The 20,534-nt window shown below is 59.8% G+C and carries 18 protein-coding genes and 1 pseudogene; 14 read left to right on the top strand and 5 right to left on the bottom strand.

The genetic code is table 11. The features are described from left to right. Positions 1–147: 147 nt before the first annotated feature. Positions 148–1,056 (bottom strand): AraC family transcriptional regulator, encoded by a 909-nt coding sequence (locus ACZ9DP_RS02800; RefSeq protein WP_476200143.1) that lies wholly within the window; start codon positions 1,054–1,056, stop codon positions 148–150. A gap of 98 nt (positions 1,057–1,154) precedes the next feature. Between ACZ9DP_RS02800 and ACZ9DP_RS02805 the strand changes: the two genes are divergently transcribed. Together ACZ9DP_RS02805 and ACZ9DP_RS02810 are read left to right on the top strand one after the other, a co-directional pair. Continuing rightward, a complete protein-coding gene (locus ACZ9DP_RS02805; RefSeq protein WP_476200144.1) occupies positions 1,155–1,913 on the top strand; it encodes an SDR family oxidoreductase in 759 nt (252 codons plus the stop codon). Between the two features lie 236 nt (positions 1,914–2,149). Then, a pseudogene (locus ACZ9DP_RS02810) lies at positions 2,150–2,914 on the top strand (alginate export family protein); the annotation flags it as partial. 57 nt (positions 2,915–2,971) lie between these two features. Here the strand turns inward: ACZ9DP_RS02810 and ACZ9DP_RS02815 are convergent. The 3 genes from ACZ9DP_RS02815 to ACZ9DP_RS02825 form a co-directional block, all read right to left on the bottom strand. Beyond that, on the bottom strand, positions 2,972–4,390 hold the full coding sequence (locus ACZ9DP_RS02815; protein WP_476200145.1) for a DUF1254 domain-containing protein: 1,419 nt from the start codon (positions 4,388–4,390) through the stop codon (positions 2,972–2,974). A gap of 167 nt (positions 4,391–4,557) precedes the next feature. Beyond that, on the bottom strand, positions 4,558–5,121 hold the full coding sequence (locus ACZ9DP_RS02820) for a DUF1254 domain-containing protein (RefSeq protein WP_476200147.1): 564 nt from the start codon (positions 5,119–5,121) through the stop codon (positions 4,558–4,560). A gap of 4 nt (positions 5,122–5,125) precedes the next feature. Continuing rightward, positions 5,126–5,500: a hypothetical protein gene (locus tag ACZ9DP_RS02825; protein ID WP_476200149.1), complete on the bottom strand. Its 375-nt coding sequence runs from the start codon at positions 5,498–5,500 to the stop codon at positions 5,126–5,128. A 336-nt stretch (positions 5,501–5,836) separates the two neighbouring features. Here ACZ9DP_RS02825 and ACZ9DP_RS02830 point away from each other — a divergent pair, with 336 nt between their 5' ends. The 7 genes from ACZ9DP_RS02830 (at position 5,837) to ACZ9DP_RS02860 (ending at position 12,959) form a co-directional block, all read left to right on the top strand. Next, on the top strand, positions 5,837–7,645 hold the full coding sequence (locus ACZ9DP_RS02830) for an adenylate cyclase (protein ID WP_476200151.1): 1,809 nt from the start codon (positions 5,837–5,839) through the stop codon (positions 7,643–7,645). Positions 7,646–7,769: 124 nt separating this feature from the next. Next, positions 7,770–8,576 (top strand): DUF2092 domain-containing protein, encoded by an 807-nt coding sequence (locus ACZ9DP_RS02835; protein ID WP_476200153.1) that lies wholly within the window; start codon positions 7,770–7,772, stop codon positions 8,574–8,576. Further along, positions 8,573–8,785, top strand: a complete 213-nt coding sequence (locus tag ACZ9DP_RS02840) for a hypothetical protein (RefSeq protein WP_074072839.1) — start codon at positions 8,573–8,575, stop codon at positions 8,783–8,785. Before ACZ9DP_RS02835 ends, ACZ9DP_RS02840 begins: the two co-directional genes overlap by 4 nt. Positions 8,786–8,909: 124 nt before the next feature. Further along, entirely contained in the window at positions 8,910–10,151 is a 1,242-nt protein-coding gene (locus tag ACZ9DP_RS02845; protein ID WP_476202179.1) for an alpha/beta hydrolase, read from the top strand. Positions 10,152–10,235: 84 nt separating this feature from the next. After that, positions 10,236–11,024, top strand: a complete 789-nt coding sequence (locus ACZ9DP_RS02850) for a hypothetical protein (protein ID WP_476200155.1) — start codon at positions 10,236–10,238, stop codon at positions 11,022–11,024. Positions 11,025–11,105: 81 nt separating this feature from the next. Beyond that, entirely contained in the window at positions 11,106–11,897 is a 792-nt protein-coding gene (locus ACZ9DP_RS02855; RefSeq protein WP_476202181.1) for a transporter, read from the top strand. A gap of 309 nt (positions 11,898–12,206) precedes the next feature. Then, the gene (locus ACZ9DP_RS02860) at positions 12,207–12,959 is read left to right on the top strand and encodes a bestrophin-like domain (RefSeq protein WP_476200157.1); all 753 of its coding nucleotides are present in this window, start codon (positions 12,207–12,209) and stop codon (positions 12,957–12,959) included. Between the two features lie 762 nt (positions 12,960–13,721). Here ACZ9DP_RS02860 and ACZ9DP_RS02865 read toward each other — a convergent pair. Then, positions 13,722–14,378, bottom strand: coding sequence for a TetR/AcrR family transcriptional regulator (locus tag ACZ9DP_RS02865; RefSeq protein ID WP_074072834.1), 657 nt, complete (start codon positions 14,376–14,378; stop codon positions 13,722–13,724). Between the two features lie 287 nt (positions 14,379–14,665). On the opposite strand from ACZ9DP_RS02865, the gene ACZ9DP_RS02870 reads away from it, so the two are divergent. The 5 genes from ACZ9DP_RS02870 to ACZ9DP_RS02890 all read left to right on the top strand — a co-directional run bounded on the left by ACZ9DP_RS02870 (position 14,666) and on the right by ACZ9DP_RS02890 (position 20,458). Next, the gene (locus ACZ9DP_RS02870; RefSeq protein ID WP_476200159.1) at positions 14,666–15,226 is read left to right on the top strand and encodes a TRAP transporter small permease; all 561 of its coding nucleotides are present in this window, start codon (positions 14,666–14,668) and stop codon (positions 15,224–15,226) included. Positions 15,227–15,236: 10 nt separating this feature from the next. After that, positions 15,237–16,517 (top strand): TRAP transporter large permease, encoded by a 1,281-nt coding sequence (locus tag ACZ9DP_RS02875; protein ID WP_183930998.1) that lies wholly within the window; start codon positions 15,237–15,239, stop codon positions 16,515–16,517. 77 nt (positions 16,518–16,594) lie between these two features. Beyond that, positions 16,595–17,611 carry a TRAP transporter substrate-binding protein gene (locus tag ACZ9DP_RS02880; RefSeq protein WP_074072831.1) on the top strand — a complete coding sequence of 339 codons (1,017 nt, stop codon included), beginning with the start codon at positions 16,595–16,597 and terminating at the stop codon, positions 17,609–17,611. A 64-nt stretch (positions 17,612–17,675) separates the two neighbouring features. After that, a complete protein-coding gene (locus ACZ9DP_RS02885; RefSeq protein ID WP_476200161.1) occupies positions 17,676–18,536 on the top strand; it encodes a shikimate dehydrogenase in 861 nt (286 codons plus the stop codon). 32 nt (positions 18,537–18,568) lie between these two features. Continuing rightward, the gene (locus tag ACZ9DP_RS02890) at positions 18,569–20,458 is read left to right on the top strand and encodes a bifunctional sugar phosphate isomerase/epimerase/4-hydroxyphenylpyruvate dioxygenase family protein (RefSeq protein WP_476200162.1); all 1,890 of its coding nucleotides are present in this window, start codon (positions 18,569–18,571) and stop codon (positions 20,456–20,458) included. Positions 20,459–20,534 lie beyond the last annotated feature (76 nt).

Raw genomic sequence — 20,534 nt, forward strand, 5'->3', positions numbered from 1 at the left:
GCGAAGTCTATGAAGGCGTGAGGATCCCTTCGAATCGTCGCGGCCGGAAGACAAAATGCACGGGGATCGGATCGGGCTCGTTGCAAGGAGAAGGGACAAGCATCACCAGGCGCTTCACCGCTCAAACGATAGCCGCGCTGAATCTCTTCAATCCCTCAGTGCAACTGCGCTTTCTCGAGAATAGGCGCCGGGCGGCATTCCCACATGCCGACTGAACGCGACGCTGAAGGCGCTTGCCGAGCCATAGCCGACGCGTTGCGCAATCTCCGCCGTGGCAACATCCTTGCGAAGGTATTCCTTCGCCAACGCCATGCGCCAGCCGGTCGCGTATTCCATCGGGGCCACGCCAACCTCCCTTCGGAAGCGATCGAAGAAGGTCGAACGTGACATGGCGGCATCACGTGCGAGTGTTTCCACCGTCATGCTGCGACCCGGATCCGCGTGAATCCGGCGCAAGGTCGGTGCCAGCAGCGGATCGGCCATACCACGCAAGAGACCGGGCGGGGCAACGGCGCTTGCTGTTGATCGCAAAGCTTCGATCAACAGCACCTCCAACAACCGGTGAAGCACCATCTCACGAGCGGTACGGTCGGCTCTCGTTTCATCGTTTATCATTCGAACCAGCATCATCAGCCGCTCTTCGCCTCGGACATGGATGACCTCCGGTAGCAGCGAGACGAGAAGAGCCTTGTCATCCGAGCCAAAGGCACAATGGCCAACCATCGCCTTGATTTCGGCGGGCGCTTCGGGGTCTCCGAGCCGGAAGACACCCGGGCTGGTCTCCAGACGCTGTGCACCCGCTCCTCGGGGCGGCGGTTCCAGGCTGCTCATCGTGAACGAAAAGATTTCCGGAACCAGCACAAAGTCGCCGATCGCCAGCAACATCGGCTCACGACCGGTGATCGTCATTCGGCAATGGCCTTCGACTACGGCGCAATAAAAGGGGCTTCCAAGTTCCGTGCGCTCGACGAGCCACTGACCGCCGCCCGTCACAAGCTTTGAGATCGACGGGCTTGGCTTGAGCAGGGAAACGACTTCGGCCACTGGATCGATCATGATTTCGGACTTATGCTAAAAAACTTCGGACAATTGAATATAGCAAGTCCAAGGCAGCGGGTCCATCTCTTGGCAAGTTAATCGTCAGGAGACAGAACATGCCAAAGATACTCATCACCGGTTGCTCATCCGGCTTCGGTCTCGCTATCGCGCAAACATTTATGACTGCAGGATGGGACGTGGTCGCGACCATGCGCACGCCACGCAACGACCTGCTCCCCTCTAACGACAGGCTCGAAATCCTGGCGCTGGATGTCACCAGGGCGGACAGCATCATGAAGGCGGTCGAAGAGGCCGGGCCGATCGATGCGCTGGTCAACAATGCCGGCGTCGGCATGCTCAATGTACTGGAACGCGCGGAGATGTCGAAAATCCGCGAACTGTTCGAGACGAACGTGTTCGGTGCGATGGCGATGACCAAAGCCGTTCTTCCGCACATGCGTATCCGTCGGTCAGGCGTCATCGTTAACGTCAGCTCCAGCGTCACCATCAAGCCGCTGCCAGCACTCTCCGTCTATAGCGCCAGCAAGGCAGCGCTGAACGCTTTCACCGAAAGCCTCGCGCTTGAAGCCGCTCTCTTTGGCGTCCGCGCCAAACTTGTTCTGCCGGGTTCGGCGCCGGCGACCGGGTTCGGAAAAAATGCCGTCGCCCGTATGGGAATGGATATCCCCGAGCCGTATAGCGCTTTCGTCCACAACTACCTGACAACGCTGCGTTCCGGCACCGAATTCACGACTCCGGAAGACGTGGCAGAGGCCGTCTGGCGTGCCGTAACGGAACCGGAAGCGCCGGTGAAAACTCCCGCCGGCGCGGATGCGCAAACCTGGTTCCGCGAGGCGGGGCACTCGCTGGCCTGAAGACGACTACCCCGGAAATCAATGCTTAAGGATCCCGACCGGGGCAAGGAAGCTTCCCTTATCTCTGGCGGTTCTTACCCTCTCCCAGGTCGATCATAAGTCGGCCTTCGCGAACGACGATGCGTCGGCGGCAGAGAGGCCCTTGATGAAAGCCGACCGGTCCCAGGAGGACTGGTCGCTTCTCGCGGATCCGAAAACTGCGGACTCAGCCGCTGGATAGTCTCAAATACATTCCGTTGTTTCCCTCCAATCCCGACAGCTACGTCTCGTTAGGGCTCAATCTACGCGAAATCTTCGAAGTCAGCGATGCGCCGGCTTTCGGCACTGTGGCGGCAAATCCCAGAGATTCCTATTGGTTACAGCGCACGCAGTTCCACATCGACGTTCACCTGAATGAAAACTGGCAATTGTTCACGCAGTTCGAGGATGTGCGTGCCTTCGACAAGACGGTGGTCGGGCCCAGCGACGCAAACCGATTTGACCTTCGGTTGGCATTCATCGGCTATACGCAGGAGACTGACGCAGGAAGGTTCAGCGCAAGGGTCGGCCGGCAAGACTTCGCGTTCGACCTGGAGCGCTTCCTGTCGTTGCGCGATGGGCCGAATGTCCGCCAGTCTTTCGATGCGGTCTGGGCGGGGTGGGAGATGGAGGCATGGCGCTTCTACGGTCTTGCCAGCCAGCCTGTTCAGTATCGGGATGATGAGCCTTTCAATGATCGCTCAAGCAGCGATGTATTGTTCAGCGGCGCGCGCATCGAGCGGCAGCTGTCGCCGACAATCGAGGCCTCCGCCTATTACGCGCTCTATCAGCGCAAGGCCGCCGGTTTCCTCACAGCGTCAGGTGAAGAGGACAGGCACATCCTCGATATCCGCTCGGCCGGCAAATATGCCGACTTCGACTGGGATGTGGAAGCAATGGGCCAGGTCGGAAAGGTCGGTTCGGCCGATATCTTGGCCTGGGCGCTGGGAGCGAGAACTGGCTATACTTTCCAGAATGCAAGCTGGTCGCCCAGGATCGGCCTGCAGTTCGACATGGCGTCGGGCGACCGGGACCATGAGTCACGGCGTTTTCGTCATCGGCGGGTGCTTCCACGAGCCGTCGAGAGCAGCCTCCTCCGGCCAGTAGAGGCGCATCGCGACAAAGAAGGGACCTTTGGGCGCGGGCAGCCAATTCGGCTCCTTGTCCTTGCCCGGAGATTCGTTCTGCACATAGAAGGTGTAGCCGCCGTCGGCATCCTTCACGAACTGCGGCAACATCGGCTTGTTGAGCAAGTAGCGATTGATCGGATTGGCGACCAGAAGACTTGCCGGCAAATCGTACATGGTCAGTGACCAGAAGGCGTGGACCGGCGGCATCTTGTCGGCGTCGAAATGGACGGTATAGCGATTGCTGCCGTCGAGCTTCTGCCCGTCGGCGTCAACGGCGTAGATGGGGTACATGGCCTCCTGCTTGCAATTGCCGTAGATGCCAAGGACGGCGGCACCCATTCGGTACAGATAGTTGTTCTTGAGGTATTCGCGCGTGCCGAACATATCGCCTGAGGTCACAGTCCCGGCGTCGACCTGCTTCTTCAAGGCTTCAAGGTCGGCCCAGGCGTCGGCCATGCCTTGCTCCATGGCCATCTTCATCTCGGGTGAGAGCGCCGCAACATCCAAGGTCTTACCTGCGCCGACATTGATCTTGGCGAAACGCGCCATCAGTTCGGTCTCGGACGGATCGGTCGGGCAGAATTGCAGGACGAAGTTGAGGATGTTGAAGAATTCGAGCGACTTGCGTTCGTCGTCCACCGAAAGCGGCTTGATGAAGTCGATTGCCGGCGCTCCCGCAACCGCGGGCTGGCCGAGAAACACCGACAGCGGCTGCGCCTTGTAGCCGTCCTGGATCTTCTTCACATTGTCGAGGTCGTCGGGGTTGAAGAGCTGCGTACGATAGGCCCCGATGACGAGATCGGTTTCTGACTGAAATACCTTTGTCACGCCTGTCGGCGTCTCGCCTTTCCAACTTGGGCCGGCGACCATGAAGCTGCCGCCACCGTTGCCGGTCGTACGGCTGCCGGCATAGTCAAAGTTGAACGTATAGGCGTCGATGAGCTGAATGCTGAAGTAGCGATCCTTCTCGATCTTCGGCACGGTGAGCACCATCGGCTCCGCGCGCAGGTCCATGCCGATCATCGAATAGGGTGTGTCCGAATTGGGGGTCTGGATCGCCGTATCGGCAGGCGTATAGACGCGGGGGATATTCTTGATCTGGTTCCAGGGCGCCTTGTATTCCGGGTTCTTCTCGTCGACGAAATAGGCGTATTGGATGCGGTAGCTGTCCACCAGCGGGAAGCCGTAGATGTAGGCCTCCTTGGCGATCGCGCGGGCTTCTTCCGGCGTGACGTCCTGGGCATGCGCCAGTGCCGGGGCAAAGCTGGCGATAGAAGCTGCGACCAAACAGGCCGTAGCGAAACTGCGTCTCGAAATGTTCATGGTCATCCTCCTGTTTGCGTCGGCGTGCTCACGTTGACTGCCCCGTCCTGCGCCAGAAGAAGAGAAGCGCTGACAGGGCGATTAATCTAAATTGCCTTATGGGTTTCATCGCAGTTTTCCCTTCGGAGTGATGAGCGCGGGGAATCTAGGCGGCCGTCTAGTGCGGCTTGAACTTAAGGCTTGCCCATGTAGCCCGGCGGCAGGATGAGGTATTTCCCGCCCTCGCCGCGATCAGGCCCAGGCAACCCGATGTCGATGACCCAGCGGAACCAGTAGTCATCGATGGCGCCAAGCGCCTTGGGTGGCACCTCAAGCACCATGGGACCCTTGGTCAGGTCGAGCATTCCCATGTAATAGACCGTGTCCGCATTGGCCATCAGGTACAGCGACTCGGCATCCATCAGCTCGGAGAAGACAAGGACTTCGTTATCCTTGACCCCGATACTCAGAAAGCCCTTGTGGAGAGCGTGTATGCTGACCCCTTGCAGGGTGTTCACGAATGCCTCGAAGGCATGCGTGAAATCCAGGTTGTCATAGACTTTGTCGATGGTTTCTTTGCCCGGCATGCCGTCCTTGAAGTCGAGTGTGCCGATGCGAGTCTCGACCTTGTCCGGCGTGGAGATTGCCGGGGCAATATCGACGGCCGTCTGGGCCTGGGCGTCAACCGGGCCAACCAGGAAAGTGGATGCAGCGAGCAGAGCCGCCAGCCCAGAAAATTTGCTGTGTCTCATTGTCATGTCGCTACTCCTGACCTTGCCGAAGCGGTGTCGACAGCGAAGTCGAATCCAAGAGCTCGGAGAAGACCGCAACCGAATTGGCGTCAGCCCCGATGCTGGCGAACCCCTGACTCATCGCATACGCGGATGCGCCTCCATAGCTGTTGAAGAAGACGTCAAGGCCGCGGGTGAAATCCAGCGTGTCGTAAATCTTCCGGGCGGTTTCCTTGCTGGACGTGCCGTCCTTGAACTCGAGCGGGCCTATCATGCGCGTTTCGACCTTGTCGGAGGTCGTAACGGCTTTCGGGATTTCGAACGCCGTCTTGGCAAACGCCGAAGCGCTCAACGCCGTGGCGGCGACCGTCAGTGTCAGAGACGAGGCCGTTCTAACCGCTGTCATGATATCCCCCTTCGGCAGCAATTCCCGCCCTATTCCAGTCAGGAGGCACGGGGTTGCCTTCACCGCGATCGTGACCGGGCACTGTAAAAGCGCAAGTATGTAACCGTAACATACGAGTATCGCGCCACGCGTTTCGGAGAAACGGTGCCGCAGATCGGGGCAATCTCCACAATATTCAGATAGAGTCCCGGCCTGAATTCGCCGCGCAAGAACTGCGCGCCGACGGAATCGTATCGTCATGGACGACGATCCGTTTCTAGTGTAAGTTACATTCCAAAGAGGTAATGTATATTTTTCTTGCATACGCGTCCCTCAAGAGCGGGTGAGGAGCAAGCCGTGCAGAACCAATTGCCAGCGGAGCACGATGTTGCGCCGTGCTTGTCACGCGCTCCACCGAACGAGGACGATATTCGCGCTCAGCTCGAACGCATCTTTTCCAGTTGCGAATTTCCGAAGAGGGGCCGAAGCGCGGCCTTCCTCACCTATGTGACCGAGGAGGCGCTTGCGGGCCGCGCCGCACGCATCAAGGGCTATTCGATTGCCGTCGAAGTGTTCAAGCGGAGCGAAGGGTTCAAGCAGGACGATCCCGTAGTCCGTATAGAGGCTGGTCGGCTCCGCCGCACGCTGGAGCGCTACTACTTGGTCGCCGGACAAAATGATCCGATCAGAATCGATATCCCCAAAGGCGGGTACGCGCCATCTTTCGTCTGGAATGAAGAGATCCCGGCTTCTTCTGACGACCGGCTTGCGACACTGCGTCATCGATTTCAGAAGTTGATGCCATTCGGTATTGGAGCTGGCATCATGCTCGGCGTGGTCATGGTGGCGCTGGTCGTCTCTGCCTACTTGCTACCCATAAGGTTGGGCTCTACGTCCCAGGGATCCACCGAGGAAGGTCCGACGCTCGTCGTCGCCCCGTTCGCTGATCTCGGAGATGGCCCGCAGGCCGCCCTTTACACGGCGGGCCTGACCGAGGAGCTTCTGACCGCCCTCCCTCGCTTCAAGGAAATCAGGGTTTTCGGTCGCGAGACATCGAAGTCCTTGCCGTCCGGCGTCGAGGCGTCTCAGGTGCGGGGCGAGCTGGGCGCTCGCTTCCTGCTTGCGGGCGGCGTTCGTGTTTCGGGTGACCGCGTTCGCGTGACAGCGCGCCTGCTTGATACTGACAATGACGAAATCCTGTGGTCGCAGACCTACGACGACGACATTAAGAGTGGTGATCTCTTCAGCATTCAGTCTGACGTAGCCAACAAGGTGGCGACCGCAGTGGCCCAGCCCTACGGCATCATGGCTCAGGCGGACGTCTCCAATCCGCCCCCTGACGATCTCGGCGCCTATGGCTGCACGCTGAGCTTTTATGGATACCGTGCGGAATTGAGTGCCACGCGGCACTTGGAGGCGCGGGAGTGCCTCGAGAGCGCCATCGCCCGTTATCCATCCTTTGCCACCGCATGGGCGATGCTCTCCATCATCTATCTCGACGAGGACCGGTTCCGGTTCAATCCGAGCACCAATGGGTTGCCGCCAATTGATCGCAGCTTGCAGGCCGCCCGTCGCGCCGTGCAACTGGATCCGGGCAATACGCGCGCCCATCAGGCGCTGATGACGGCGTTGTTCTTCAATCAGGAGGTTTCCGAAGCCCTCCACGTTGGCGAACAGGCATTGGCGACCAATCCAAACGATACCGAACTGCTCGGAGAGTTTGGCACGCGCGTCGCGATGAGTGGCGAATGGCAACGTGGTGCTGCACTGCTCGACCGCGCTCTTGCCCTCAACCCAGGCGGCGGCGGCTACTACCATGGCACCCGCGCGCTCGCCGCCTACATGCTGCATGACGACAAGACTTCGGTCATCGAGATCAAGCAGGCGGATCTCCAGAAGTTTCCGCTCTTCCACGCCGTCGCCGCGGTCATCTACGTGGATGCGGGGATGATGGACGACGCCCGTCGCGAGGCGTCCCGTTTCAACGAGATGCGGCCGGACTTCATTCCCAACATGGTGGCCGAACTCAAGGCGAGAAACTTCCGACCCGCCGACCGGGCAAGACTGATCGCGGACATCAGAAAGGCTGGCCTTCCCGCGTCCGACGAGGTGCAGGCGTCGATGCTGTGGCGGCCTCATGGATCGGCCGTGCTTATGCCACGGTAGGCGCCGCGGGGCCAGTGCACTGGGCCGTTACGGTACAGATGCTACCAGATGTTACGGGCGTTTGCCGTCGTCCGACTGTAGAGTTCGCCGGATTGCAACGATCCACCCAGAAGGGCATGCGTCGATGACCAGACCATCACGAAAATCCCGGCATCGTTTCTCGGCTGCACTCGCGGCCGGGGCGCTCGCCCTGATCGTTTCCGGATCCTTGTCGGTAACCCGTGCCGACGAAGCCGACGCCAAGAAGCTGGTGAAGGCGATGTCGGACTATCTCGCCGCTCAGAAGGCGATCTCATTTGCCTACGACACCAATCTCGAGGTCGTCACCCCCGACCATCAGAAGATCCTGCTTGCAAGCTCCGGCAAGATGGAAATGGGCCGGCCCGACAAGCTCCGCGTCACCCGGCATGGCGGGTTTGCCAATGTCGAGATGACATTCGATGGCAAGACGGCGACCCTGTTCGGCAAGGACGCCAATCTCTATGCGCAAGCCGAGGTGCCCGGCACGATCGATCACCTCGTGGACGAAATGCGAGACAAGCTGCATCGGCCTGTTCCCGGTGCCGACCTCCTGTTGCCGGATGTCTACGGCACTTTGATGCAGGACGTGACCGATGTGAAGGACCTTGGCAGCGGGGTCATCGGCGGTGTGGAATGCGATCACCTGGCCTTTCGCGCCAAGGAGGTGGACTGGCAGATCTGGATCGCCCAGGGCGACCACCCCTACCCCTGCCGCTACGTGATCACCGCGACGCAGGTCGATCAGGGGCCACAGTACAGCATCCAGATCAGCGACTGGAAGACCGGCACCGATGTCGTGGCTGACGACTACACTTTCAAGAACACTACTGACGCGCAGAAGGTCGACCTGGCCAAGCTCAAGGACACCGACGAGCTTCCCGATGACCTCGCAAAGGGAGCGAAGCAATGACTCTGTTCAGACGCGCGAGAATACTGCTTGTCGCCGCCGCGGTGGGACTTTCCGGGTTTGAGGTGGCGGAGCAACTGTCGATCCCGCTGACAGACGGGATCGCGACCCCGGCCGAAGCCAGGATCGGCAGGCCACTGACGCCGTTCAGCGTCGCCGGAGTGGCACGCCGAACGGTCCGGCGCTGCGCGGTGGGGGTCTACTACTGTTAGGACGAGGCAGTCGAGGGGCTGTCAGTGAGCATTTGTTGGATGAGGGCGATCGGTGAGCAATTATCGTTGCGTTGGGTGGGCGTCGGCTCAGGAGAGCTGGCTTCGTTGGCTTGTTGCGTGTGCCGTGCTTGCGGCACTTCCCGGATGTGGCGGCCATCCGAGGGATGTGCTGACCCCCGTAGCTGACACGTCTCCGCAGTCGCCAAAAGTCGACATGCTGATCGCGACGACCCGCACCCGGTCGACCGTGCCGGGCGAGATGTTCAACGGAGAACGTGCGCTGGCCCCCGCGTTCGCCGACATGACGATATCCATTCCTCCGAGCAAGGTCCGCAAGGAAGGACAGGTCGCCTGGCCGAAGAGGCTGCCGTCCAATCCGGCGACGGACTTCGCCACCGTGAAGGCCGACGACCTCGACATCGACGAAGCGAAGAGATGGCTGAGCGCGAGCGTCAGAAAGACCCCCGACGGTAGTGTCCTCGTCTTCATTCACGGTTTCAACAACCGATTTGAAGATGCGGTCTACCGCTTCGCACAGATCGTCCATGACTCCGGCGTCCATAGCGCGCCCGTGCTGGTGACATGGCCGTCGCGCGGCAGCCTACTGGCCTATGGCTACGACCGCGAGAGCACCAACTATACCCGCAATGCCCTGGAGACACTCTTCCAGTATCTCGCAAAGGATCCCGAGGTGAAGGAAGTCTCGATCCTCGCCCATTCGATGGGAAACTGGCTTGCGTTGGAATCGCTGCGGCAGATGGCCATTCGCAATGGCCGCCTGCCGGAGAAATTCAAGAACGTCATGCTCGCGGCTCCCGATGTCGATGTCGATGTGTTCCGTCAGCAGGTCGCCGACATGGGTAAGCAGCATCCGCAGTTCACTCTGTTCGTGTCCCGCGACGACAAGGCGCTGGCGTTTTCGCGCCGCGTCTGGGGGGACGTGTCCCGGCTCGGCGCCATCGATCCGGAGCAGGCTCCGTACAAGAAGGAGCTCGAGGACAACAAGATCATGGTGATCGATCTCACCAAGATCAAATCCGGCGACAGCATGAACCACGGCAAGTTTGCTGAATCTCCCCAGATCGTCCGGCTCATAGGCCAGCGTATTTCGGAGGGGCAGACCCTGACCGACAGTCGTGTCGGACTTGGCGACCAGATTTTGGTGGCGACCACCGGGGCGGCGACCGCGGCGGGCAACGTCGCCGGTCTGGTTCTAGCCGCGCCTGTTGCTGTGGTCGATCAGGACACACGTGACAACTACGCCAGCCACATCAGCAGTGTGGCGGGCACGAGTGGCGCGCGGCCGGCCGCAGCAACGGTCAAGCACTGCGGGGAAGGACGACCGACGCCGAACTGCAAACGCTAGTATCTGTGGCTTCCAGCCTCGGCAACCGATCAGTGATGCTTTGATTCGCCAATGCCAACGTGACTGCAATACAAGGGGACTTTCATGAGGGTAATTCTGGTACATGCTGCGGTTCTGTGTGCAAGCCTTGCAGCCGCTTCGTCTGGACGGACCGCAGACATCGCGCCGGGCATTCCGGAAGCCAAGGTGGTCGAAAGCGAAAGCGGCTGGACCTACACCGCGGCCCCCTACTTCTGGGCTGCGGGGCTGTCGGGAGACATGGCGCAATTCGGTCTGCCCGAAGTCCATATCGACGCCAGCTTCGGCGACATATTGGAGAACCTCGACTTGGCCTTCATGGCGGCAGGCGAAGCCCGGTACGACCGCTTCAGTATCTTCGGCGACATCATGTACACCAAGCTCGGAGCGGACGCGAATACGAGAAACGGCATCCTCGCAGACAGCGTCGACGTGACCTCGAAGACCTTCGCCGGACTGCTCGGGGCCGGATATTCCGTGCTCGAGAACCAGTCGGGTCATCTCGACATCGTCGGCGGCGTCCGCGTCTGGTCGGTCGATACCACCATCGGATTCAACGGCGGCATCCTGGGTGGCCGTGAGGCGGACGACGGCGCGACCTGGGTCGACGCGCTCGCGGGTGTCCGGGGAAACTACTTCTTCACGCCTGAAATCTACGTCACCGGCTGGGGCCTTGTCGGCGGCGGCGGCGCGGATATCGACTGGGATGTCTCACTGGCGCTCGGCTACAAGTTCACCGACACGATCTCTGCGGTCGCCGGCTACCGGGCGGTGGGCGTGAACTATAACAACGATGGCTTTGTATTCGACGTCGTCGAACAGGGTCCGATCATCGGTGTCGCGTTTCACTTCTAGGCGGCGGCTCTAAAATTCGATCGTGGTTCAACGGAGAAGGCATCAATGAATAGCTTAGGTAGCGTAGCCCATCGGACCGCGATGACCCTGACGGCACTTGGGCTCGGTACGGGGCTGGCATACGCCCAGTCGAATGAAGATCTGGCGAAGAAGCTCTCAAATCCGATCGCCTCGCTCATCAGCGTGCCGTTCCAGTTCAACTACGACCACGGCTATGGTCCCGACGATGGCGACAAGGCGACCCTGAACATCCAGCCTGTCATTCCCTTCGAGATAAACGAGGACTGGAACGTTATCTCGCGCACCATCCTACCAGTCACATGGCAGAACGACATCGCCGGACCGTCGGGAACGCAGTTCGGTCTAGGTGATACCACACAGAGCTTCTTCTTCTCGCCATCGAAGCCGAACGAGAGCGGCATCGTCTGGGGTGCGGGACCGGTGTTCCTGCTTCCGACGGCGACGGACGAGTTCCTCGGAAGCGGCAAGTGGGGTGCGGGTCCGACAGCGGTCGTCCTCAAACAGGATGGCCCCTGGACGTTCGGGATGCTCGGAAACCACATCTGGTCGTTCGCTGGGCAAAGCGATCGGGAGGATGTGAGTTCGACGTTCCTCCAGCCGTTCATTTCCTACACGACCAAGGACGCCTGGACGTTCTCGCTGAATACGGAGTCCACCTATAACTGGGAAACGAACGACTGGTCCGTTCCGATCAACTTGACGGTTGCGAAGCTCATCACCATCGACAAGCAGCCGATCAGCCTGACGGCCGGCATCCGGTATTGGGCGGATGCTCCGGACAACGGCCCCAATGGTCTGGGCTTCCGGGTGGCGCTGACGTTCCTTTTTCCGAAGGGAGCGCTGCTATCGTGAAGGAGCGTCGTGATATCCGAAACATATCCGCAATCCGTCCTCCTTGCACGGGGCGGCCGCTCCAAAATGTGGCGCTGAACGCCTGCAACACACTTACCGAAGAGACCGTCAACGGTCGGACCGACGTTAAGATTGGTGCCGGAATAGGCATAGAATGTCGATGTGTTGGCGGTTACGACCAACGTCTGGGAATCCATGAGCTGCTCGAAGAGATCCTCGTGAGTCTGTCCGCGCCTGCCTTGGCGAGACCGGCTGGCACGCGATAGATCGACACTGCCCGACATTTTCGAGAAAGAAGGAGATATCGAGATGGGGTCGATCTTCATCGGGGGTGCCGTATTCTTGTGCCTGGTTGGGGCGTCGCTGCTGGGTATATTTCTTCGCGGACGCATACCGCTTCATCATCTCGATTCCGAGTCCAAGGACGTGATTCGGCTGGCGACGGCTGTCGTCGGAACGCTGTCGGCGCTCGCCCTAGGTCTTCTCATCGCATCTGCCAAGAACGTCTACGACACTACGGACGCCGAACTTCGAAGCTCGGCCGCTCGGGTGGTACTGCTCGACCGCGTCATGGCCCAGTATGGCCCCGAGACCACGATGGCTCGCGCCCGACTACGCGATCTCATCGAGGTCAGATTGAGGCAGGAGGAGTGGGGCGATGCAGTCGTCGATCCCTACGACGTGTCGCAGACCATCGAGCCCATACAGGCCGAACTTCGCGCGCTGGTTCCAAAGGACGACGCTCATCGCATGATCCAGATGCGCGCCCTCGCGGTGAGTGGCAACCTTGCAGAAGCGCACTGGATGGCGGTCGAGACCGACACCGAAGGACTGCCGACCGCGTTTCTCGTAATTTTGGTGTTCTGGCTCGCATTGCTGTTCGCAACGTTCGGACTTCAGGCTCCCGCAAATCTCACCGTGGTAAGCGTGATCCTAGTATGCTCGCTGTCGGTGGCCGCGGGAGTTTTTCTTGTGGTCGACATGGCGCACCCGTACATCGGGGTTATCCACGTCTCAGATGCGCCGTTGAGGTCCGCCCTCGCCCATATCGGAAATCGGTAGCGCGGCTGGCCTGACGGGTAGAGCTCTATTATTCGGAAAAGCCCCCACGCGGCCTGGTATTCGAACCTCTCTACTGCAAGCTTTCCGCTTTTTCCGCGCTGAGGCTCTGTGAGGAGGTCTTTTGTGCTGTCCAAGTGGATGCGCACGAATCACGACAATCCATGCATCCTCAACGTGTTCAAAGGAAAGGCGAGGTGCGGCTCGAAATCCTTCAACAGTTGCAAAGTCTGGCCCAATTCGGAGACCCCGGCCAGCAACCTGCCGGGCGAGTAAAACTTCCAGCGGCATCACCTGTGCCGGTCAGAGCGCAGAGGCGCTGGCGGTGACGGCGACGGAAGCGTCGCGGGCGTCGCCCGCGCCCTAGGGACGGAGATATCGTTCCGCGTTTCACCTCGAGGCGAAATCGTGTTCTCAGGGATTTCTTGATGTCGCCGGTGCGTTTCTCTTCATGAGAGCGTTGATGGAGGATATCGTGCTAGCTGATTTTTCGGACACCGCGCATTAGACTAGACCCTCCCGGCTGAGATGACCCTGGCGGAGGTATGCGAGGTCCGCCTGCGATACAAGACGATCAGCCGGCAAGGACCGTTGACGCGGATATTTTCCTTCACAAGTGCATCTCAAAGCGTGCCGCCCTCGTGCACCCGCACGATCGAAAGCATCAGACCACGCCCGAACACACTCCAGCAGCAACTATGTTCGAGGGAGGAGAAAGAAGTATAGACGGCGATCGCCTTCACGACATGACGGCTCTTTCAAAATCTATGCTGCAGGAGACGGGCAGGACTTGAGATAGCTGACGACGGCATCGGCGATCATCCCGCGGTGTCGGTCGATCGTCTCGCTTTCCGAGAGATCCCGCCTGAAAATCGTGCCGAAGGTGTAGCGGTTCGAGACGCGGAAGAAGCAGAAGGCGCTGATCATCATGTGGACATCGATCGGATCGGCCTTGCGATGAAATACGCCCTGTTCGAAACCACGTTCCAGGATTTTAGCGATCGTCTCTATGACCGAGACGTTGAGGTCGCGGATGGCATCCGAGCGCAGCATATGCGCGGCGTGATGAATGTTCTCGATGCTCACCAGCCGGACGAAATCCGGGTTGGCCTCGTCGTGATCGAAAGTCGTTGCGATGAGCGTGCGCAGCGCTGCTTCCGGCTCAAGGTTCGAAAGCTGAAGGTCGGCTTCCAGCGAGCGGATCTTGCGGTAGGATTGCTCCAGGACGGCGAGATAGAGACCCTCCTTACTGCCGAAATAGTAATAGATCATCCGCTTCGAGGTGCGGGTCTTCTCCGCGATCGCATCGACGCGCGCACCGGCGAGGCCATGGGTCGCGAACTCCTTCGTCGCGACGACGAGAATATCCGCCTGCGTCCGCTGCGGATCGTTCTTTCGTCCGTTTTCAGCCCGCTCCGCCATCACTCTCACGACCATATTCCCTAAACCGCTGTTTCCAATCGTCAAAACGGGAGCCTGAACGTGGAGGCTGCCATTCGTGGCGCTCGACGACAAAGTCATATTCACCTTGCACGTCCGTTTCAATAGATCGCCGCTTGACATTCGAACTAGTTAGTACATTTTGAAGACAAGGCAACATGTCCCGGAGGAGGGGCGCGGGGGTCTCCGCGCTCAGATGCGCGTTCCCGCGCGACTGACGGACGTCGGAAGAACACTTGGATCTGTTGCCCACGCTTTGGGAGGAGCGAATGACCCGCATCATCGATTTCTATTTTCTCGTGCTGAAGGCGACGATCGCGCTCTTGCTGGCAGGCATGGTCGTGCTCGTCTTCGGCAACGTCGTCCTTCGCTATGCCTTCAATCAGGGCATCACGTCCTCCGAAGAGCTGTCGCGGATGTTCTTCGTCTGGCTGACATTTCTCGGCGCGGTCGTCGCAATGCGCGAGCATGGCCATCTCGGTGTCGATTCCGTGCTGCGGCGCCTGCCACCCACGGCTGCCAGAATGGCCGCGCTCGCCGGGCATGCACTGATGCTGCTGGCGACCTGGCTGATGATCAGCGGTGCCTGGACGCAGACCATGATCAACGTCCATGTGGCAGCGCCGGCAACCGGGATTTCGATGGCATTCTTCTACGGCGCTGGTCTGGCGTTCGGAATTCCGGCATTTCTCATTCTCCTGTGGGACGCATTCGCGATCGCCACGGGCCGCATCGATGTCACGACGGTCGAACTTGTCCGCGACAGTGAGGAACAAGTCGCGCTCGAGGATCACGATCCGGCACTTGCCAAGCTCGTGACAAAGCATTGAGGGGCGGGAAATGACTGTATCCATCTTCCTCGGAGCGCTTCTCGGTCCCATGGCCCTTGGGGTGCCGATCGCCTTTGCCCTTATCATCAGCGGCGTTGCGTTGATGATGTATCTTGACATGTTCGATGCGCAGATCGTGGCGCAGAACGTGCTGAACGGCGCCGACAGCTTTCCGCTGATGGCGGTGCCTTTCTTCCTTCTCGCCGGCGAGGTCATGAATACCGGCGGACTTTCTCGCCGCATTGTCGACCTTGCCATGGCGATGGTGGGCCATGTCCGCGGCGGCCTCGGTTTTGTCGCCATCTTCGCCGCCTGTGTCCTTTCGAGCCTTTCCGGGTCGGCCGTTGCCGATGCAGCGGCCCTGGGCGCGCTTCTTTTTCCGATGATGCAGAAGTCCGGACACGACCCGGCCCGCACCGGCGGCCTCCTCGCCTCAGCTTCCGTTATCGGGCCGATCATTCCTCCGTCGATCGGTTTCATCCTGTTCGGCGTGGTCGGCGGCGTTTCGATCACCAAGCTTTTTCTGGCGGGAATTTTCCCGGGGCTTATGATCGCAGCCGCACTCTGTGTGACCTGGCTGATCGTTGCTCGAAAGGAGCAGTTCGCACTTCCCCCGAAGCAGAGCGGCGCGGTGCGTCTCAAAGCCTTCATCGACAGCATCTGGGCCCTGATGCTGCCGGTCATTATCATCGTCGGCTTGAAATTCGGCGTCTTCACGCCAACCGAAGCCGGCGTCGTTGCCGCTGTTTATTCGCTCTTCGTCTCGATGGTCATCTATCGCGAACTACCCCCGGCGAGACTGTTTCATGTCTTCGTGGCGGCCGCCAAGATCACCTCCGTCGTCATGTTCCTGGTTGCCTGTGCGGCGGTTTCCGCCTGGCTGATCACAGTTGCCGACGTGCCCGGCGAGCTCGCGGCCCTGGTCGAACCGCTGATGGACAATCAGACCCTTCTGCTGCTCGCCATCATGGTGCTGATCGTCGTCGTCGGAACCGCCATGGACATGACGCCGACGATCCTGATCATGACGCCGGTGCTGATGCCGATCATCAAACAGGCGGGCATTGATCCGGTCTATTTCGGCGTGCTTTTCATCATCAACAACGCGATTGGCCTGATCACGCCGCCGGTCGGCACCGTGCTCAATGTTATCTGCGGCGTCTCGAAGCTCTCGATGGAAGAGTTGATGAAGGGCGTCATGCCCTTTCTCATCGCCGAACTGATCGTTCTGTTTCTGCTCGTCCTGTTTCCGCAACTGGTGACCGTCCCGGTCTCCTGGTTCGGACACTGATCGTAGTTTGGTCGGCAACGGCGAACGAATTTCAACGCGGCCGGAGGGAGAAGCCGGCCACAACCTGGGAGGAAGACATGCTGAATAAATTGACGAAGCTGGCATTGGGATTGGCGTTGCCGATCGCACTGCTGGCAACCGGCCCGGCCATGGCCGAAATCCGCGAGCACCAGCTGAAATTCGCGTCGGCGAACAACAAGGGCCATCCCCAGGTCATGGGAATGGAGAAGTTCGCCGAGCTCTTGAAGGAGAAGAGCGGCGGCAAGATCGAGGTGAAACTTTTTCCCGGCGGCGTGCTTGGCGGCGACGTTCAGACCGTCTCGGCGCTGCAGGGCGGCGTCATCGAAATGACGGTGCTCAATGCCGGCATCCTTGCAAGCAATGTCAAGCCGTTCGGCGCCGTCGATCTGCCCTTCCTCTTCAATAGCGGCGAGGAAGCAGACAAGGTGATGGACGGACCGTTCGGCTCCGGTCTGATGAAGCTTCTGCCGGATACCGGCCTCGTCGGTCTTGCCTATTGGGAGCTCGGTTTCCGCAACCTGACGAACAATCGCCACGCAGTTACCAAGCTTGAGGACATCAAGGGCCTTAAGATCCGCACGATCCAGTCGCCAATCCCAATCGAGCTCTTCAACAGCCTTGGCGCCAACGCCGTTCCGCTTCCATACACCGAGCTCTATACGGCGCTCGAAACCGGCACTGTCGACGGCCAGGAAAATCCGGCTGCGAACATCATCAATGCCAAGTTCTTCGAAGTGCAGAAGTACATGACGGTGACCCGCCATCAGTACAATCCGCAGATCGTGCTCATCAGCAAGAAGTTCTGGGATGGGCTCAACGATGAAGAAAAAGCCCTCTTCCAATCGGCCGCAACCGAGGCGCGCGACTATCAGCGCAAGGTTTCGCGCGAGATCGACGCCAAGGCGATCGAAGAGATCAAGAAGACCGGCATGGAAGTCAGCGAACTGAGCCCGGAAGAGACGCAGAAGCTGCGCGACGCCGTCAAGCCGTTGATCGACAAGTTCAGCCCTCAGATCGGCGCAGAAACGGTCGCCCAGCTCATGAAGGAACTCGACACCGTTCGCGGCAAATAAGCAAAGGACCAGGCCCGCAGCTGCGGGCCTGGTCCCTTTCTCATCGGAACCACGGAAAAGACGGATGGCCGAAACAATCATAAGACCGCTAAAGGCCGGCCTGATCGGCGCCGGCATCCAAGCGTCGCTGACACCCGCCATGCATATGAAGGAGGGTGCCGCCCAGGGTCTGAACTACGAGTATGAACTGATCGACCTTAACCGGATCGGCGCCTCGCCAGCCGACCTGCCGAAACTTCTGACCGAGGCCGAAGCTCAAGGCCTTGCCGGCCTCAACATCACCCATCCCTGCAAACAGATCGTCATCTCTTGCCTGGACGACCTGTCATCCGAGGCGCGGGCGCTCGGGGCCGTCAATACCGTCGTTTTCAAGGATGGGCGGCGATATGGACACAATACCGATTGGTGGGGCTTTGCCGAGAGCTTCCGTCGCGGGCTGCCGGACGCCGATCTTTCTTCGGCCGTCCAGCTCGGCGCTGGCGGCGCAGGCGTTGCGACCGCTTATGCAATGCTCTTTCTTGGCTTGCAGAGGTTGGCCGTCTTCGATCGCGAAGCGCAACGTGCTGCCGCCTTGACGGAAACGATGGCGCGGCTCTTTCCCGCTGCTTCCATCATCGCCGGAAGGGATCTGGCATCCGAGATGGGGCAGGCCGCCGGCCTCATACATGCAACGCCAACCGGAATGACGAAGTATCCGGGCACCCCCTTGCCGCCGGAACTGATTGAGGAACGGCACTGGGTCGCCGAGATCGTCTACTTCCCCTTGGAGACCGAACTGCTGAGGCAAGCCAAACATCGTGGCTGCCGGACGCTCGATGGCGGAGGCATGGCGGTCTTCCAGGCCGTTGGCGCCTTTCGTCTGTTGACAGGACGAACGCCGGATGCAGCCCGAATGCTCGCGCATTTCAAGGCCATGACCGAATAACCCTCCATTCGACAGCACAAGGGAGCAGGCCGATGAAGACGTCTATAGCGACCGTATCGTTGAGCGGCGATCTCCGCGACAAGCTCGAAGCGATCGCCAAGGCCGGTTTCGATGGCGTCGAGATATTCGAAAACGACTTCCTCATCTTTGATGAAAGCCCGCGTCAGGTCGGCAAGATGGTGCGTGATCTCGGGATGGAGATCACATTATTTCAGCCGTTCCGTGATTTCGAGGGAATGCCCGAGCCGCTTCGCAGCCGCACATTCGATCGTGCCGAGCGCAAATTCGACGTCATGCAGGAAATGGGCACGGATCTGGTACTCGTCTGCTCCAATGTGTCGCCGGCATCGCTTGGCGGTCTCGACAGAGCCGCGGCCGACTTTCATGAACTTGGCGAGCGCGCGGCAAAACGCGGGCTGAGGGTGGGTTACGAGGCGCTGGCCTGGGGGCGGCACATTCACGATCACCGCGACGCCTGGGAGATCGTGCGTCGTGCCGACCATCCCAACATCGGCCTTATCCTCGACAGCTTCCATACGCTGTCGCGCAAGATCGACGTCAACTCGATCCGCTCGATCCCGAAAGAAAAGATCTTCATCATCCAGCTTGCCGATGCGCCCCTGATCGACATGGATCTGCTTTTCTGGAGCAGGCATTTCCGCAACATGCCTGGCGAGGGCGACTTGCCGGTCCTGGACTTCATGAAAGCCGTGGCGGCAACCGGATACGATGGGTATCTGTCGCTGGAGATTTTCAACGATCAGTTCCGCGGCGGCTCGCCCACAGCAATCGCAGTCGATGGCCGGCGCTCTCTGATCTATCTCGGCGATCAGGTAAAGCGGCAGGAGCCGGAAAGCTCCTTGCCCGTCCCCGCGATGCCGCCGCGCGCCTCCGTCGAAGGTGTTGCCTTCGTCGAGTTCACGGTCGATGAGGACGAAGCGCCGCAACTCGAAAGGTTGATTGCAAGCCTCGGTTTTCGAAAGGTTTCGAGACACAAGACCAAGAGTGTCACAGTCTTTCGCCAAGGCGGTATCAATCTTGTCGTCAATACCGAGCAGAAGGGCTTTGCCGGCGCGTCATACGCAGTCCACGGCACGACGGCTTATGCTGCCGGCCTGATGGTCGACGATGCGAAGGCGGCAGTCGAACGCGCCGTGGCCCTGGGCGCCGAGCGCTTTCGGCAACCCCTCGATGCTGGCGAGATCGAGATGCCGGCCGTACGCGGTGTCGGCGGCGGCATCCTCTACTTCCTCGACCCCAAGACGGAGCTTGCCCGCATATGGGAGATCGAGTTCGATCCGGTCGAAGACACGGCAGCGCCTGAGCCTGTCGGGCTGCAGTCGATCGATCACATAGCCCAGACCATGAAATATGAGGAATTGCTCACCTGGCTGCTGTTCTACACATCGATCCTCGATGCTCATAAGACGCCGATGGTCGACATCATCGATCCGTCCGGCATAGTGAGAAGCCAGGCCATAGAAAATGCCGACGGGTCGCTGCGCATCACCATGAACGGTGCCGAAAACCGTAACACACTTGCCGGCCACTTCATCGCCGAAACCTTCGGCTCCGGCATCCAGCATCTGGCCTTCAAAACGCAGGATATCTTTTCCGCTGCCGCCGCCCTTTCCGCAAACGGCTTCGTATCCCTTGCGATCTCGCCGAACTATTATGACGACCTGGAAGCCCGTTTCGGTCTGGACGCGGAATTTGCGGAACGATTGAAGGCGAACAACATCCTCTATGACCGCGACGAGCATGGCGAATATTTCCAGCTCTACAGTCCTACCTACGGTGAAGGTCTGTTCTTCGAGATTGTCGAAAGGCGCGGTTATCGGGGATACGGTGCGGCAAACGCCATTTTCCGCATCGCTGCGCTCAGAAAGCATCTGCGGCCGGCGGGCGTACCGCGGGCCTGACGGCAGACTTACTGATCATTGACGAAAATACTGGTCAGTTATCACGCTTTCGTGTGGCGCCCAGTCGCTCGGCGGC

Source organism: Rhizobium sp. USDA 4016 (assembly GCF_056279705.1).